Source organism: Carnobacterium funditum DSM 5970 (assembly GCF_000744185.1).
GTDB classification, from domain to species: Bacteria; Bacillota; Bacilli; order Lactobacillales; family Carnobacteriaceae; genus Carnobacterium_A; species Carnobacterium_A funditum.
Genome location: NZ_JQLL01000001.1, coordinates 1601749 through 1618781 on the forward strand (window position 1 = coordinate 1601749; position 17033 = coordinate 1618781).

Consider the following 17033-nt stretch of genomic DNA (forward strand, 5'->3'; position numbering starts at 1 on the left):
TACAAATACTTGTAATTAGATAAGTTTAAACCACCTATTTTTTTAGTATATAAGATAGTGCAACTGCTCCAGCGCCAGCCCCTACAGCTACAACTGATGAAGTCTCCACAATATATCTAGGTTCTTTACCAATTAATCCTGTGAATAAATGCTCTAATTCTTTGGCCTCTTCTAAATTATTGATGTGAACAATATTATATGATTCTATAGTGTTACTTTTCATTATTTTCCTAACATGTTGCACCAACTTGTTGAGACTACCTTTAGTTGTAAAAGAAATACTATCCAGTTTCCCCTCGCCTGCCTCATCCAAGGTTACAATGGGTTTTAATCCAACTTTTTTCCCTATTCTACCCATAGTTGTGCTTAAGCGGCCAGATTTTATCATATTATCTAAGGTTTTTACACGAACTAATATTTTACTTTTTGGTATATCATTAGTTACTATATTGACTATTTCATTGTGTTTATAGCCTTGACCAATTAAATCAGCAGCTTTTGCGACCAATAATCCTTGGGCTCCTGAATTTTGTTTTGTGTCTATAACATCTATTTTAAAGTTATTAAACTTCGTTCTCTTAGCCACTCTGTTAATCGTATTGTAAGTGCCGCTTAATTGCTTGGAAACTGTCATAATAACCAAGGATTTATAATAAGTAGAAAGATAAATCAAAATATTTTCTATTGTCTTTTCATCCGGTTGTGACGATGTCGGTAAGTCTTTACTGTCTTTAGAATAATCCAATAGTTGTTCAGGCGTTATAGTTAATTTATCAATAAAGGAAGTCTTCTCGAATAATATATTCATATTGATGATATGAATTTGTTCCCTATCTATAAACTCTTGAGGGATATCGGCTATACTATCTGTCAATAGAGCTATGTCTGATTTTCTTCTCAATACAACATCTTGTTGTTTTTTCATATCATCTACTTTTTGGTATTCTATATTGCCATTTTGACGAAGTATTTCAAATACACGCTCTGGTTCGTTGGAATGGATATGAATTCTCATTTGGTTATTATTCGCTGCAACTACTAAAGAATCACCTAAATTATTTAAAATCTTCTTCATGTTTTTTGTGTCTAATTCATTTCCTCTTAGTAAACATTCTGTACAATACCTATAAGTAATCTTAGAATTCATGTCGTGTTCAACTGCGACGTGGATGGTTTCTCTTTGTACTTTATTAATGGATTCTATATCTATCAGATTCCCTTTTTTAAAGTATTCTAGCATGCCATGGATAAAAAAGGCGAAACCGCTGGCGCCTGCATCAACAACTCTTGCTTTTCTTAGCTCTTTTAATTGATATTGTGTCTTTGTCACTGCCGCATTCAATACTTCTGTTGCTGAGGACATGAGTTCTGTAATGTTATTATTTGAACCATCATGTCGGTTTAAAGCTTCTCCCCATTCTCTCATAACCGTTAAGATAGTACCTTCAATAGGTTGTTCTATTGACTCATATGCATAGTCAGCTGCTTTTCTACTAGCTGAAGCATATTGATTGTAATCTATAAATTCTTGATCAGATATTTCCATGCTTAATCCGTAGATATATTGGGCAAATATTATACCTGAATTCCCTCTAGCCCCTCGTATTGCAGCATCAGAAAAAGATTCTAAGGTCTGTTTAACCGTCTCACCCTTCGTTGAATCATTGATAATTGTTTCCATCAATGAAGAAAGGTTAGTACCAGTGTCACCATCTTGTATTGGAAATACATTTATCCTGTTTAAAAATTGTCTATTTGAAACTACTTCATGTGCTCCATGTAAAAATGCATTATACATATCGCCACTAGTTATATTGGTAATTACCATTATTCCCTCTTCCTCCCACGGCTGCACTTATTATGAAATTAAAATATCAAAAGAGTGCATTTAAATCACTAATTATACAGCCTAAATCATGTGTATAATATTAACTCGCATAAGTTAGAATGATTTTACGAATAATTTGGGCTTTTACTATGAATTTATGCCCTTTTCGTTACTACATTTCAATTAGTTTGATAATTAATGTTTTCAATAAATATTGTTAGGTGTTAAATTAAACATAGCTTGTTTTCCAAAATGTGTCAAGCAACTAAGGCCGGGGTTCTATGGTCTAATACTTTGCGTGAGTAACCATCTAACCAACCTAGCAGATAAGATTATCTTCCAAGCCTTCTAGTTACTGTAGATGGGTCTTTCAACTTCAGCATAACTCACTAATTAACACCTGCTATCCATTATCGGTATTTTGAATGGTGGGGCAAATCCATTGCAATCATTTAATGCTCTGAAATATACTGAGGGAGAAAATAGGATAAGACACTTTCTACCTGAAATTGATTGGATACTTGAATGGGTATATGATAGTTGCTTGTTAAATTTTGTTAGTCAAGAGAGGTTTTTTTCTTATTTAACGATTCTAGGTAGAGTCTTATACATCAAAAATCAGTGAAGATCCATGAAATTAGTAACATGCTACATTTCTAAATCACGACCACTATATACGAATTCACTTATATATTCGACTTTGGTGTTTTTTCTATCATAAAGTTAATTTATTCGAATGATGTAATGTGGTAGGTTGTGTGAGATGAAATTTTTCTTCTATATAACATACTAAATAATATACTAAAATAACAAGTTTTTTTAAATGATATTAAACTGTTACATGCCTATTAGTTGGGATCATAACGAATTTTATTTTAAAAAATTCGATGTGACTAACCGTTTAATCTTTATTTATTTATAAAATTTATCATAAAAAATGTGGTTTAGGCATTGCACTTAGACTTGATTTGTTATACAGTTAGACAGATGAACCTGTGAAACAAATTAGTGTTTCACACTATCAAAGGAGTTGTCTTATGAATCCGGAAGAGTTTAAATTAGCCCTTCAGAATAAAGGGATTGACGTTAACGAGAAACAAATGAAGCAGTTTGATAATTATTTGATACTTTTGCAAGAATGGAATGAAAAAATTAATTTAACCGCGATTACTGAAAGTGAAGAAGTCTATTTAAAGCACTTTTACGATTCAATAACAGCTGGATTGTATATGGATTTTAATAAAGGGGTCCAAAGCTTATGTGATGTAGGTGCTGGTGCTGGGTTTCCGAGCATCCCCCTAAAAATTATTTTCCCAAAATTGAAAGTAACAATTGTAGATTCTTTAAATAAAAGAATTCAATTTTTGACTATTTTAGCAGAAACGTTACAATTAGAGGATGTTCATTTTTATCATGATCGTGCTGAATTGTTCGGTCAAAATCAACAGTTTCGTGAAACATTTGATTTTGTAACAGCTCGTGCTGTTGCTCGGATGAGTGTTTTAGCCGAGTTATGCTTACCGTTGGTAAAAAAAGGTGGAATTTTCATAGCTTTAAAAGCTAGTAGTAGCGATAGTGAAATGAAAGAAAGTAAAAAAGCTATTGCAACACTTGGCGGGAAGTTTCGAAAAGAATTTATTTTTGAATTACCTAAAGAGGCAGGGGAAAGACACATCCTATTAATAGATAAGAAAAAAGAGACACCCAAAAAATACCCAAGAAAACCAGGAACACCTAACAAAAGTCCTTTATAAAAAAATTGAATAAAGAGCGAAAAATGATGGATCATTTGGAACAAATGCGTAAGAGAAAGATACGCACTTGTATTCTTTCTCTTTTTTTAATTTTTTAAAAACAAGATACAGTCACAATCATAGATGGAGGGAAAAGAATGGCACGAATTATAGCAGTCGCAAACCAAAAAGGCGGAGTGGGGAAAACTACTACAACAGTCAATTTAGGCGCTTGTTTGGCTTATTCTGGTAAAAAAGTCTTATTGGTCGATATTGATGCTCAAGGAAATGCAACTAGCGGGTTAGGTGTTCGTAAAGTTGATGTAGAAAAAGATATCTATGATATTTTAGTAAATGAAACCCCAATTGAAGAAGTTGTGTTGCCTTCTTCTAGAGAAAACTTATGGGTTGTGCCCGCTACAATTCAATTAGCCGGTGCAGAGATTGAACTGACGAATCAAATGGCACGTGAGACTAGATTAAAACAAGCGTTAGCCAAGATTTCGGATGACTACGATTTTGTTCTAATCGATTGTCCACCTTCATTAGGCCACTTAACCATCAATGCATTTACAGCAAGCGATACAATTTTAATCCCAGTTCAATGCGAATATTATGCTCTTGAGGGATTAAGCCAGTTATTGAATACCGTTCGTTTAGTGCAAAAACACTTCAACCCAGATTTGAAAATTGAAGGCGTATTGTTGACGATGTTAGATGCAAGAACCAACCTTGGTTATGAAGTAGTCGATGAGGTTAAAAAATATTTCCGCGAGAAGGTATACAAGACCATTATTCCTCGCAATGTCCGTTTGTCGGAAGCTCCAAGTCATGGCTTATCCATTATTGATTATGATCCGCGCTCAAGAGGAGCAGAAGTTTATATGGAGTTAGCAAAGGAAGTGTTAGCGAATGGTTAATAAAAATAGTAAAGGTCTAGGCAGAGGAATTGACGCTCTTTTTAGTGAGTACTCTGACTTGGATAAAATTGATGTCTCAAGTGAACGGATTCAAGAGATTAATTTAGAAGAAATTCGGCCCAATCCTTATCAGCCTCGTAAAACTTTTGATGAAGAAGCGCTCAATGAATTGGCTCGTTCAATCAAACAATCTGGCGTATTCCAACCTATAATTTTACGTGAATCAACGATTAAAGGTTATGAAATCATTGCAGGGGAACGACGTTTTAGAGCTTCTAAGCTAGCAGGCAAGTCAACGATACCTGCAATCATCCGTGAATTTGATGAAGAAAAAATGATGGAAGTTGCTGTTTTAGAGAACTTACAAAGAGAAGACTTAACGTCACTTGAAGAAGCAGAAGCTTATGATATGTTGATGAAAAAGTTGAAATTAACACAAGAAGATGTAGCTGCTCGTTTAGGGAAGAGCCGTCCATACATTGCAAATTATTTGAGATTACTAGGCTTGCCAGAAATAGTCAAACAAATGCTTCAAGCTAATGATATCTCAATGGGACAAGCGCGAACGTTATTAGGGCTAAAAGATAAGAAACAAATCGTTAAACTAGCCAAAAAGGTCATGAAAGAAAATTTAACGGTTCGTCAATTAGAGCAATTAGTTAACAAAATGAATCATCCTAAAGAACAAATTGAGAAAACAGAAAAAACAGCTAAAAAACCTTACTATATTCGTGAAAGTGAAGAAAGATTAATGGACAAGTTTGGAACGTCTGTTATAATTCACGAAAAAGATAAAAAAGGAAAAATCGAAATTGAGTATCTTTCGACCGAAGATTTAACTCGTATTTTAGATGTTCTAGATATTCAATTTGATGATGAATAGGTAAATTGAAACAGGAGTGTGAAGAGATGTATGATCTAAATGATGTGGTTGAAATGAAAAAAGCTCATCCATGTGGAGAAAATCGCTGGGAAATTATTAGGATGGGTATGGATATTCGTATCAAATGTTTAAAGTGTGGACACATGGTGATGATGCCAAGAAGAGAATTTGAAAAGAAGATGAAAAAAGTATTGGAACATACTGAGAAAAAATAATAAGGCACTAAACTAAAATATGAAAAGAAAGAGTGAAATAAGAATGGCATTAACAGCAGGAATTGTAGGATTACCAAACGTAGGAAAGTCAACTCTTTTCAACGCAATAACAAAAGCAGGAGTAGAAGCAGCAAATTATCCGTTCGCTACAATCGATCCCAATGTAGGAGTTGTTGAAGTACCTGATTACCGTTTAGATCGTTTAACGGAGTTAGTTGTACCTAAAAAGACTGTACCAACAACATTCGAATTTACAGATATTGCTGGTATCGTGAAAGGTGCGAGTAAAGGAGAAGGTTTAGGGAATAAATTTTTAGCCAACATTCGTCAAGTAGATGCTATTTGTCATGTAGTGCGTTGTTTTGATGACGATAACATCACTCATGTAACGGGTAAAGTTGATCCCTTATCAGACATTGAAACGATAAATCTCGAATTGATTCTAGCAGATCTTGAATCTGTTGAAAAACGCTATACTCGAGTAGCTAAAATTGCTAGAACAAAAGATAAAGAAGCTTTAATAGAAGCGGCTATCTTAGAAAAAGTGATAGCTACACTAGAAAAAGGCGAGTCTGCTCGGACACTTGATTTTGATGAAGAAGAAGAAAAATATGTTCAACAATTATTCTTGTTAACTACAAAACCTGTTTTATATGTAGCCAACGTTGCCGAAGAAGAAGTAGCAAATGTAGATAATAACAAATACGTAAAATTAGTTCGTGAATTTGCTGAAAACGAGAAATCTGAAGTGGTTGTTGTCTGTGCTCGAATTGAAGAAGAAATTGCTGAATTAGAAGATGATGAAAAAGGAATGTTTTTAGAAGATCTTGGAATTGCAGAATCAGGATTGGATAAATTGATTCGTTCGACTTATTCATTACTAGGATTGGCAACTTATTTTACAGCTGGGGTTCAAGAAGTAAGAGCTTGGACGTTTAAACAGGGAATGAAAGCTCCTCAAGCCGCTGGAGTTATCCATACAGATTTCGAAAGAGGATTCATACGTGCAGAAACGGTTTCGTTTGAAGACTTAAATAAATATGAAAACATGCAAGCTGCCAAGGAAGCTGGACGTGTCAGATCAGAAGGAAAAGAGTACATTGTTCAAGATGGAGATGTTATGTTGTTCCGCTTTAATGTATAATAAGAGAGTTAATAGCTCTACCTATGATTAATTTGTAAGATTCAATAAGGAGGCTTTTCGATTGGTAGTAGAAAACATAAATGAACAAGCAGCTGTACAAGAAGAAAATAAAAAACTCTTTCAAGAGTTGACTAAAAGAAACGAGCAATACATGATGAACTTGGATAAAGCTTTGATTGCAGCGAATATTTCTGAAGAAAAACGCGACGCTGTCTATAATGAGATGTTAAAGAGCTTAATTAAAGGTCAAAAATCTGGTCAAACAGCTCGTCAATTATATGGAACGGTAACAGAATACACGAATGTATTATTAGCTTCTCCAAAAGAAAAGGATAAAGGACGTTCTGAAGACTGGAAAATCGTGTTAGATGGTGGTTTATTAATGGGAGCTATGTTTGCTTTGATTACTGGGTTATCTGCTTTCATTGGTAGTGGGCAAGGGTCTGAAATGGGTATAATAACCATGATTTTAAACTTTATTATCGGTGGTTTTGTTATTCTATTGATTTCTAAAAATGTACCTGATAAAAATAAAGACAAAAAAATAAGTACATTCCGCTATATACTAATCTCAACAGCTGGCATGTTAGGTTGGATGTTTGTTATGACCGTTTCAATGGCTCTTATTCCAAGTTCTATCAACATTTTGATGTCAGCAGGTGTTAATATTGCTATTGGGATAGCGGCGTTTGCAGCTAAGATATACTTTAAGCGTAAATTGGATATTCATGGTGGTTTATTCTAAAAAAATAAGGCTTTTAAACTCTTAACAGGTCAAAGAGTTTAAAAGCTTTTTCTAACAATTTCACCTTAAAAATCTAAGTTTCAACCTAAAAAAATAGAGTGGATCATTAGAGGCACTTCATTTTTAAAAACTAGTCTTGACGGACGGTTGTATCTCTGTTATTTTTGTAAGTAAAATATTAACCGGATTTTAAGTGGAAAATAAAAAGGAGTGTTTAACTAAATGTCGAATTGGGAAACGAAATTTGTAAAAAAAGGCTTCACGTTTGATGATGTTTTATTGGTTCCTGCCGAAAGTCATGTTTTACCAAATGAAGTTGATTTGAGTATTCAATTAGCTAAAAATATTAAATTGAATGTTCCAATTATGAGTGCCAGCATGGATACCGTTACTGATTCAAACATGGCTATTGCTATGGCTCGTCAAGGTGGATTAGGTGTTATTCATAAAAATATGAGTGCAGAAGAACAAGCCGGCGAAGTCAGAAAAGTAAAACGTTCTGAAAGTGGCGTCATTATAGATCCTTTCTTCTTAACTCCCACTCACTTAATTTCTGATGCTGAAAAATTGATGGGACGTTACCGTATTAGCGGTGTTCCAATTGTTGATAATATGGAAGATCGTATCTTAGTAGGGATATTAACGAATCGTGATTTGCGTTTTGTTACGGACTATACTACGCCGATTAATGATATTATGACAAAAGATCATTTAGTTGTCGCTCCCAAAGGAACTTCATTGAAAGAAGCAGAAGAAATTCTACAAAAACACAAAATCGAAAAATTACCAATTGTTGACGAAACTGGTCGTTTAAGCGGATTGATTACCATTAAAGATATTGAAAAAATTCTTGAGTTTCCTAATGCAGCAAAAGATAGTCACGGTCGCTTGTTAGTAGCAGCAGCTGTTGGTGTTACTACGGATACATTTGAACGGACGCAGTCTTTAATTGATGCAGGTGTTGATGCAATTATTGTGGATACTGCGCACGGACACAGTGCCGGAGTTATACGTAAAATTAAGGAAATACGTGATGCATTCCCTGGGATTACATTAATTGCTGGGAATGTAGCTACTGGAGAAGCAACTAGAGCGCTATATGATATTGGTGTTGATGTTGTTAAAGTTGGAATTGGTCCTGGATCTATTTGTACAACTCGTGTTGTTGCAGGAGTAGGTGTTCCTCAACTTACCGCTATTTATGATGCAGCAGAAGTTGCTCGAGAATACGGTCGTACTATTATTGCTGATGGTGGGATTAAATATTCTGGAGATATCGTTAAGGCGCTAGCAGCCGGTGGACATGCTGTCATGTTAGGGAGTATGTTAGCAGGAACAGATGAATCTCCTGGGGAATTTGAAATTTTCCAAGGGCGTCGTTTTAAAACCTATCGCGGAATGGGTAGTTTAGCTGCAATGGAGCATGGGTCAAGTGACCGTTATTTCCAAAGTGGCGTAAATGAAGCTAATAAAATGGTTCCAGAAGGAATTGAGGGACGAGTTGCTTATAAAGGAGGCGTTTCAGATATTATCTTCCAAATGCTTGGTGGATTAAGATCAGGGATGGGATACGTTGGAGCAGCAAACTTAAAACAACTACGTGATGATGCACAATTTATTCAAATGAGCGGTGCTGGATTAAGAGAGTCTCACCCACACGATATCCAAATTACGAAAGAAGCACCAAACTATTCTATTCAATAATAGAATAAGTAAAAACCGTTTCTAAAATTTTATGCTTAGCTAAACTAAGTTAGCCACTGTTTCTTTATACAGTTGTGCTAACTTAGTTTTTTAACAAAAACTTTAGTAATTTCTGGTATGCTAGATGAAAATATGGCCAAAATGAGGTGGAAGTATGAAGATTTTAGTAGTTGATGATGACAAAGAAATTGTTGAACTGTTAAGTATTTATATTAAAAATGAAGGTTATGAAGTAGAGAAGGCTCATAATGGCAAAGATGCATTAGCTAAGCTAACAAACCAAAAGGATATTGATTTAATGGTACTAGATGTGATGATGCCAACATTAGATGGGATTGAAGTAGTTAAAACTGTCCGTCAAGATTCACAGATACCTATTTTGATGTTAAGTGCTAAAACAACGGATATTGATAAAATTAAAGGATTAATTTCTGGAGCAGATGATTATGTAGCAAAGCCATTTAATCCTTTGGAGGTAATGGCCCGCATTAAGTCACTCTTGAGGCGGAGTACGTATAAGAATGCTCAAGAAGAAGGATTAGATAAATTAGAAATTGGTCCTTTAATTATTAGCAAAGAATCTCACGAAGTCTGGACACTGACAAATCAATCCATTCAGTTAACTGCTTTAGAGTTCGGGATTTTATATTTATTGGCCAGTCATCCAAATCGTGTATTTAGTGCAGATGAAATTTTTGAAAGAGTATGGCAACAAGAAAGTTTGATCTCTGCTAAAACCGTTATGGTTCACGTTAGTCATTTACGTGACAAAATAGAAGAAGCAACAGGTGGAGAAAAAGTCATTCAAACGGTTTGGGGCGTAGGGTATAAAATTGAAAATCGTTAAATTAAAAAGCCGTTCAAAGTATAGGAGTTGAAGCAGAGCTTGAAAATTACTAGAAAAGAAAAAAGTCAGTTAATTCTTGAAGGGTTAATCACAATGGGAATGATTGGTCTATTATACTATGCTGTATTTATTATTCTTAGTCGGGTGGTATTGGCTTTTCCAGAAATAATCCGTTCACTATGGATATTTGGTGATGCAATCATTAGCATTCAGAGCAATCAAGTGATTTCGATTACTCCATTCTTCGGGTTCATTCTTTTTATCATTGCAACGATTGCAATTAATTGGCGTCTAAAAAGACGGTATAGACAAATGCAACTAAATCATATTATCAGCGAACTTCATTATATTGCAGATGGTCATTATGAACACAGAATTGCGACAGACTTCAGTAGCGATATGAAAAAAGTAGTAGAGAGCATACACGTGTTGGTAGATAGTACTGTCCAAGCGATGGAAGAAGAACGTAGGATAGAACAATCTAAAGATGAACTCATTACAAATGTTAGTCATGATATTCGTACGCCATTGACATCAATTATTGGTTATTTAGGGTTAATTGAACAAGGCAGTTACAAAGATGAAGAAGAACTATTGAAGTATACGCACACCGCTTATAAAAAAGCCAAACAAATGAAAATATTAGTTGAAGATTTGTTCGAGTATACACGAGTTCGTCAAACAACAACTCCTTTAACACTAAGTGAATTTGATATGGTGCAATTGTTAGAACAATTAGCAGCTGATTTTGAGCTAGAATCTAAAAAGAAAAATATGCAAATTGAAGTAAACTCTAAACAAAGCATTATTATGATGGAAGCTGATACAGAAAAGATTGTGCGGGTATTTAATAATTTAGTCTCAAATGCTTTGAACTATGGAGATGATGGATTACAGGTTTCAATCGAAGTTGAACAAGTTGGGAATGAAGTCATCGTTTCTGTTAACAATGATGGTAGCCCTATTCCGGCTCAATCATTAAATCAGTTATTTGATCGTTTTTATCGTGTAGAAGAATCCCGGTCACAAGAAACGGGTGGGACGGGTCTAGGTCTAGCAATAGCACAAAGTATTGTAGAGCTTCATGGCGGTTATATCTATGCTAAATCTGATGAAAACTTGACTCAATTTATTGTACATTTTCCGCTACATCCAAGACAAAAAAACACCCGAATTGTTTCACGTGAATCAAAATGAGATAATACATTTAAAAACAAGCGCCATTTAACGAATAATGAAAAATAAGGTTGTTTTTTTCACTGGAATTCGCTAACATAGAAAAGTGAGTGGGAAATCCCATTTAAATCGTAAAATTTATTGAGGAGAATTTAATCAAATGAGAAAAACAATGAAATTTGGACTGGTAACAGTCATTACATTAATGATTGGAACCTTCCTTCCCGTTTCCAATTTAACATCAACAGTATCTGCAGCAGCAGCGACTCCGGAAATTGAAGCTGAAGCGGCCTTTATTCTTGAACCTAGTACGGGCAAAATTTTAATGAACCAAAATGGAGATAAAAAATTGGGAATTGCTTCAATGACGAAGATGATTTCAGAGTACCTTATTTTTGAAGCTCTTGAAAAAGGTGATATTAAATGGGATCAAGCTGTACCCATTAGTGATTATGCTCAACAACTCAGTCAAGACAATTCTTTATCGAATGTTCCATTGAGACAAGATGAAACGTATACGTTTAAAGAATTATATCAAGCGATGGCAATCTATTCCGCAAATGCTGCGACTGTAGCGATGGCTGAAGCGGTTGCTGGAAGCGAACCAGAATTTGTGGATATGATGCGAGAAAAAGTTGAATCTTGGGGAATTAAAGATTATGACCTGTACAATAGTACAGGTTTATCTAACTCAGATTTAATGGGTCATATGTATCCTGGTAGTAACGAAAACAGTGAAAATGCTATGTCAGCTCGTTCTATCGCACTTGTAGCACAGAAATTACTGAAGTCTTATCCAGAAGTATTAGAAACAACATCTATTCCTAAAATGACTTTCAAAGAGGGAACCTCAGATTTTATCGAAATGGATAACTGGAATTGGATGCTAAAAGGATTAGTGTCTGAGCGTGAAAACGTTGATGGATTGAAGACAGGCACAACTGATTTTGCTGGAGCGACCTTCACGGGAACAGCAGAAGAAAATGGAATGCGTATTATCACGGTAGTCATGAATGCTACTGATGGACAAAAAGACTTGCAGAAACGGTTTGTAGAAACCGACAAAATGATGGACTGGGCTTTTTCAAATTGGGAGAAAGTTCAAGTTTATAAAAAAAATGATCGTTTAGATGAAATCAAACCATTAGAAGTTGAAAAAGGGAAAACAGACAACTTGAAAGTTGTAGCAGCTTCAGATATGTCTTTGTTAGTCCCTGTTAACACGGACTTGAAAGATAAAGAAGTTACTTTTACTGCTAAGAAGAAGGCATTGAATGAATCTAAAAAAGTAGAAGCACCCATTAAAAAAGGTGCGAAACTAGGCACTGCTGAAATTTTAGTAAAAGGCGATGATTTAGGTTATATCAATGGTGATTCAGGTGAAAAAGTAGAAGTTATTGCTTCTGAAGAAGTAGAAAAAGCAAATGTTTTTGTGTTAGCTGGACGCTGGATTAAAGTGTTTGTTTCCGATTTATTTTAGTTGAGAATCAAATAAAAAAGTGAAAGAACAAATTCTTTTTATAAGGAATTTGTTCTTTTTTTGAATAAATCAATCAGGAAGGTATGACATAAATAGGCTTTTAGACTACGAACTCACAAAAGGGAGTGTTAATCTTTCCTCCTTCTTTACTCTGATTTGATAGTAGTATTGTATTGTATTCACAAAAACGGATGATTTCCAGATAATGTCTTTCTAACTTATCCATTTTAGTGAAAATGGATAAGTATAGGCTATTTCTCATTCAGCTTGTCAAAAAAGAACAGAGACGGACAAGGTAAGGCCAAGTGACAAACAAAAATTGTTCTAGTAAAAAAATAGTGCTATAAGCCCAATAAATCGATTTTTTTATACTTAAAAGGTGCAAAGGAATCAAAAGGAGAGGAGTGTTAAAATAAACTTTTAGTAGGTTTCTAGAAAAGCTATAAATTATTTAGAAGAATAATAGAGTGTTAAATGACAAAGCTTATTTTCGTTGACTTAACAGCAAAGTTTAGGTAAACTGTAGTCATATAATTAAATAGATTTGAACGTTAGTAGTGCGAGATAGTAAAGTAAATAAATACAACCAGAGAGTCAGTGGTAGGTGCGAACTGATGGTTTATTTATTTGAATCCGTCGTATGAAGTAAACAATGAAATCAAGATAAAATTTGACTAAATTGTTTCAGCTCCAGACTGTTATCTGATGTAAAGTGTAGAAGTGAGTTATAAAATACTTCTAAATTTGGGTGGTACCGCGATTATTCAAGGCCATTTCGTCCCTGTGTTTTATTTGGGATGGAGTGGTTTTTTTGTTTGCTTAAATAGGATAGAAAAAATAGTATGAAAAAGGAGAGATTGAGATGTTAGATGTTAAAAAATTACGCAATGATTATGAGAATATAGCTATTAAATTAGTAAACCGTGGTGTAAAACAAGAGGTTTTAGATAGGTTTATGGCATTGGATGAAAAAAGAAGAAAACTTTTAGTTGAAACAGAAAATTTAAAAAAATACCGTAATGATGTTTCAGGAGCAATTGCCTCTTTAAAACGCAATAAAGAAGATGCAGATAGTAAAATTAAAGAAATGCGTGAAGTTGGAGACGAAATCAAGCTTAAAGACAATCAACTTGAGATAATAGATCATCAAATAGAAGATATTGCTTCAGGGTTACCTAACTTGCCCCATGAATCTGTACCGGTTGGCAATGATGAAGCAGATAACCTTGAGATAAGAAAATGGGGAACACCAAAAACAGTTGATTTCGTAGTTAAGTCCCATTGGGAAATTGCAGAATTACTTGATATTGTTGATTTCGAACGAGGTGCAAAAGTTGCTGGTAGTCGTTTTGTATTCTATAAAGGACTCGGTGCTCGATTGGAACGTGCAATCTATAACTTTATGCTGGACTTGCATACAGAAGAACATGGTTATACCGAGATGATTACACCTATTCTAGTTAATGGTGAATCTATGTATGGAACTGGACAATTTCCTAAGTTTAAAGAAGACGTTTTTCAAATTCAAGATAGAGATTTAACTTTAATACCAACAGCAGAAGTACCGTTAACAAATTATTACCGAAATGAGATTTTAAAAGAAGAACAGTTGCCAGCTTATTTTACAGCATTAAGCCCTTCATTTAGATCTGAAGCAGGAAGTGCCGGAAGAGATACTCGTGGATTAATTCGACTACACCAATTTAATAAGGTTGAAATGGTTAAGTTTAGTAAACCAGAAAATTCATATGATGAACTCGAGAAAATGACAAATAACGCTGAAGCTGTGCTACAAAAACTAAATCTTCCGTATCGAGTTTTAGCACTGTGTACTGGAGATATGGGCTTTTCTGCAGCTAAGACCTATGATTTAGAAGTGTGGATTCCTGCTCAAGACGTTTATCGTGAAATTAGCTCTTGTTCAAATACAGAAGCTTTTCAGGCTAGACGTGCGAAAATTCGTTATCGTAATGAAGCAACAGAAAAATTGGAGTACGTACACACGTTAAACGGTTCGGGATTAGCTGTAGGAAGAACATTTGCTGCTATTTTAGAAAATTATCAAGAAGCAGATGGAACTGTTAAAATTCCGGAAGTTTTGATTCCTTATATGGGTGGAATTACTGAAATCAGAAAATAAAAATCATAACTGACTCTTTCAAGACGTATCTTGATACTAGATTTTTTAGTCTACTATTAAAATACGTTTTTGTATATTTATTTTAAATAGCTCAAGTCAAATAATTGGTAATTTGAACGATATTCATTTAGTATAAGTTAAATATTAGCTAACAAAAAATAAGTATACTAAATGATATCGGAGGAAAAATGATGAAAGCAATAGTAATTGAAAATTATGGTGGCAAAGAAGAATTAAAAGAAATGCAAGTAGAAAATCCTAAAGCTAAAGCAAAACAAGTAGTTGTTGAAGTGAAAGCTACATCTATCAACCCAATCGACTGGAAGCTACGTGAAGGTTACCTACAACAAATGATGGATTGGCCATTCCCAATTATTCTTGGGTGGGATGTAGCAGGAGTAATTAGCGAAATTGGAGAAGGAGTAATAGATTGGAAAGTAGGAGATGAAGTCTTCGCTCGTCCAGAAACAACTCGTTTTGGCACGTATGCTGAATACACAATAGTAGATCAAGCTCTACTTGCTAAAATTCCAGACAACGTTAGTTTTGAAGAAGCAGCAGCTGTTCCGCTTGCTGGTTTAACAGCTTGGCAAGGTTTATTTGATCATGGTAAGTTGAAAAAAGGTGAAACAGTTTTAATTCATGCTGGTGCAGGCGGAGTCGGAACTTACGCGATTCAGTTAGCAAAATCTATTGGTGCTAAAGTGATTGCCACGGCTAGTAAAAAAAATCGTGAATTATTAGTTGAATTAGGTGCAGATCAAGTCATTGACTACAAAACAGAAAACTTCGCAGAAATTTTAGATGGAGTAGATTTAGTTTTAGATACAATGGGTGGAGAAATACAAAATGATAGTTTTAAAGTCTTGAAACCAAAAACGGGTCGAATGATTTCTATTGTAGGTCTTGCTGATGAAGAAGTTAGAAAACAGTATGATGTAGAATTTGAAAGCATTTGGCTAGACCCTAATGGACAAGAGCTAACAGAGATTGCGGATTTAATGGCAGCGGGAAATGTTAAATCAATTATTGGTTCAAAATTCCCACTCTCTGCAAAGGGAATTTATGATGCACATGAACTAAGTGAAACACATCATGCTCTTGGGAAAATCGTCATTGTTGCTAATTAAGGCAGTATATGGCCTATGAAAGATAGTTAGATAAATCGTTATTTTTTAAAAAATAATTGTGTTCTTATATAAAAGAACCATATAATATCTTCTCTTAAATTGTCGTGATATAATCTATCTAGAATTGTAATGGAGGGGGAAATAAAGTTGAGTGAGCAAAATTTTCAAAAAGCTACATTTGCTGGAGGATGTTTTTGGTGCATGGTGAAGCCATTTGATACACAGCCAGGCATACAGGCAGTTATTTCAGGATATACTGGTGGACACACGGTTAATCCCACTTATGAAGAGGTTTGCAGTGATACAACAGGGCACACAGAAGCTGTCCAAATCACTTTTGATTCAGAGATAATGAGTTACAAAGATTTAGTAGAAATCTATTGGAGACAAACTGATCCAACAGATGCAAGTGGCCAGTTTGCAGATAAAGGTTCATCTTATCGCCCGGTAATTTTTTATCATAATGAAGAACAAAGGCAGATAGCGGAATCTTCTAAATTAGCTTTACAAAATAGTGGACGATTTAAAAAAACAATTGTCACAAGTGTTGAACCAGCAGAAACTTTTTATCCTGCTGAAATCTATCATCAAGAGTTCTACAAAAAAAATCCTACACATTATTCACGGTATAGTAAAGGATCTGGTAGAGTTCGCTTTATCGAAAAGAAATGGAAAGATAACTAGCAAGACAAAAAATAAGAATTCTTCGTTTTTTTAAACGAAGAATTCTTATTTTTAAAAAAACGAACAATAACGAACGGAAATAAAGAATTGATTAGTTTTTATAGCTATGAAGGAATGAATTTCAGCTTTAATAAAATGAATGTTTGTTTTTAAAAAACAACAACTTTATTGTCTGAAAATCATTGACGGATCTATGCTTAGCTGTTATATTAGTAGATGTCGCAGCGATACAACGCAGCAACGAAACAAAAAAATATTTAAAAGTTGTTGACAAGTTAAACAACTTCTGGTAATATTTAGAAGTTGTCAAAACGACAACGGCAAACAAATTAGACCTTTGAAAACTGAACAAAGTAAAACAATAAACTGTGTACGGCGGTTCGACCAAGGGTCGAACCAAAAGA

General features: G+C 34.5%; 14 protein-coding genes and 1 other annotated feature. Of the genes, 13 read left to right on the forward strand and 1 reads right to left on the reverse strand.

Annotated features, from left to right (window positions below; all coding sequences use genetic code 11):
• Nucleotides 1-34: 34 nt before the first annotated feature.
• Complete coding sequence (locus BR44_RS07420; protein ID WP_034551625.1) at nucleotides 35-1828, reverse strand: DegV family protein; 1794 nt, start codon at nucleotides 1826-1828, stop codon at nucleotides 35-37.
• Between the two features lie 1037 nt (nucleotides 1829-2865).
• Between BR44_RS07420 and rsmG the strand changes: the two genes are divergently transcribed.
• From rsmG to msrA, 13 genes are all read left to right on the forward strand, one after another.
• A complete protein-coding gene (gene rsmG, locus BR44_RS07425; RefSeq protein ID WP_034551626.1) occupies nucleotides 2866-3582 on the forward strand; it encodes a 16S rRNA (guanine(527)-N(7))-methyltransferase RsmG in 717 nt (238 codons plus the stop codon).
• Between the two features lie 137 nt (nucleotides 3583-3719).
• On the forward strand, nucleotides 3720-4481 hold the full coding sequence (locus tag BR44_RS07430; protein ID WP_034551627.1) for a ParA family protein: 762 nt from the start codon (nucleotides 3720-3722) through the stop codon (nucleotides 4479-4481).
• On the forward strand, nucleotides 4474-5364 hold the full coding sequence (locus BR44_RS07435) for a ParB/RepB/Spo0J family partition protein (protein ID WP_034551629.1): 891 nt from the start codon (nucleotides 4474-4476) through the stop codon (nucleotides 5362-5364). The genes BR44_RS07430 and BR44_RS07435 overlap by 8 nt, the downstream gene beginning before the upstream one ends.
• A gap of 26 nt (nucleotides 5365-5390) precedes the next feature.
• Entirely contained in the window at nucleotides 5391-5579 is a 189-nt protein-coding gene (locus tag BR44_RS07440) for a DUF951 domain-containing protein (protein WP_034551630.1), read from the forward strand.
• 43 nt (nucleotides 5580-5622) lie between these two features.
• Nucleotides 5623-6723, forward strand: coding sequence for a redox-regulated ATPase YchF (ychF, locus tag BR44_RS07445; RefSeq protein WP_034551632.1), 1101 nt, complete (start codon nucleotides 5623-5625; stop codon nucleotides 6721-6723).
• 61 nt (nucleotides 6724-6784) lie between these two features.
• Entirely contained in the window at nucleotides 6785-7468 is a 684-nt protein-coding gene (locus BR44_RS07450) for a DUF1129 domain-containing protein (protein WP_051912600.1), read from the forward strand.
• Nucleotides 7469-7690: 222 nt separating this feature from the next.
• Nucleotides 7691-9172: an IMP dehydrogenase gene (guaB, locus tag BR44_RS07455; protein ID WP_034551634.1), complete on the forward strand. Its 1482-nt coding sequence runs from the start codon at nucleotides 7691-7693 to the stop codon at nucleotides 9170-9172.
• Nucleotides 9173-9326: 154 nt separating this feature from the next.
• On the forward strand, nucleotides 9327-10019 hold the full coding sequence (gene croR, locus BR44_RS07460; RefSeq protein WP_034551635.1) for a response regulator transcription factor CroR: 693 nt from the start codon (nucleotides 9327-9329) through the stop codon (nucleotides 10017-10019).
• Nucleotides 10020-10058: 39 nt separating this feature from the next.
• Nucleotides 10059-11216 carry a sensor histidine kinase gene (locus BR44_RS07465; protein ID WP_245592941.1) on the forward strand — a complete coding sequence of 386 codons (1158 nt, stop codon included), beginning with the start codon at nucleotides 10059-10061 and terminating at the stop codon, nucleotides 11214-11216.
• Between the two features lie 139 nt (nucleotides 11217-11355).
• Nucleotides 11356-12675: a serine hydrolase gene (locus BR44_RS07470; RefSeq protein ID WP_034551637.1), complete on the forward strand. Its 1320-nt coding sequence runs from the start codon at nucleotides 11356-11358 to the stop codon at nucleotides 12673-12675.
• A gap of 545 nt (nucleotides 12676-13220) precedes the next feature.
• Nucleotides 13221-13461 (forward strand) — a binding site (T-box leader).
• Between the two features lie 76 nt (nucleotides 13462-13537).
• Entirely contained in the window at nucleotides 13538-14815 is a 1278-nt protein-coding gene (gene serS / locus BR44_RS07475) for a serine--tRNA ligase (protein WP_034551639.1), read from the forward strand.
• Between the two features lie 191 nt (nucleotides 14816-15006).
• Entirely contained in the window at nucleotides 15007-15945 is a 939-nt protein-coding gene (locus BR44_RS07480; RefSeq protein ID WP_034551640.1) for an NADP-dependent oxidoreductase, read from the forward strand.
• 147 nt (nucleotides 15946-16092) lie between these two features.
• Entirely contained in the window at nucleotides 16093-16629 is a 537-nt protein-coding gene (gene msrA, locus BR44_RS07485) for a peptide-methionine (S)-S-oxide reductase MsrA (protein WP_034551642.1), read from the forward strand.
• Nucleotides 16630-17033: the final 404 nt, after the last annotated feature.

Coding starts and splice junctions, on each gene's coding strand:
- guaB (WP_034551634.1), top strand. CDS start 7,691: ATGTCGAATTGGGAAACGAAATTTGTAAAAAAAGGCTTCACGTTTGAT.
- BR44_RS07420 (WP_034551625.1), bottom strand. CDS start 1,828: ATGGTAATTACCAATATAACTAGTGGCGATATGTATAATGCATTTTTA.
- croR (WP_034551635.1), top strand. CDS start 9,327: ATGAAGATTTTAGTAGTTGATGATGACAAAGAAATTGTTGAACTGTTA.
- BR44_RS07470 (WP_034551637.1), top strand. CDS start 11,356: ATGAGAAAAACAATGAAATTTGGACTGGTAACAGTCATTACATTAATG.
- rsmG (WP_034551626.1), top strand. CDS start 2,866: ATGAATCCGGAAGAGTTTAAATTAGCCCTTCAGAATAAAGGGATTGAC.
- BR44_RS07435 (WP_034551629.1), top strand. CDS start 4,474: ATGGTTAATAAAAATAGTAAAGGTCTAGGCAGAGGAATTGACGCTCTT.
- serS (WP_034551639.1), top strand. CDS start 13,538: ATGTTAGATGTTAAAAAATTACGCAATGATTATGAGAATATAGCTATT.
- BR44_RS07430 (WP_034551627.1), top strand. CDS start 3,720: ATGGCACGAATTATAGCAGTCGCAAACCAAAAAGGCGGAGTGGGGAAA.
- BR44_RS07440 (WP_034551630.1), top strand. CDS start 5,391: ATGTATGATCTAAATGATGTGGTTGAAATGAAAAAAGCTCATCCATGT.
- ychF (WP_034551632.1), top strand. CDS start 5,623: ATGGCATTAACAGCAGGAATTGTAGGATTACCAAACGTAGGAAAGTCA.
- BR44_RS07480 (WP_034551640.1), top strand. CDS start 15,007: ATGAAAGCAATAGTAATTGAAAATTATGGTGGCAAAGAAGAATTAAAA.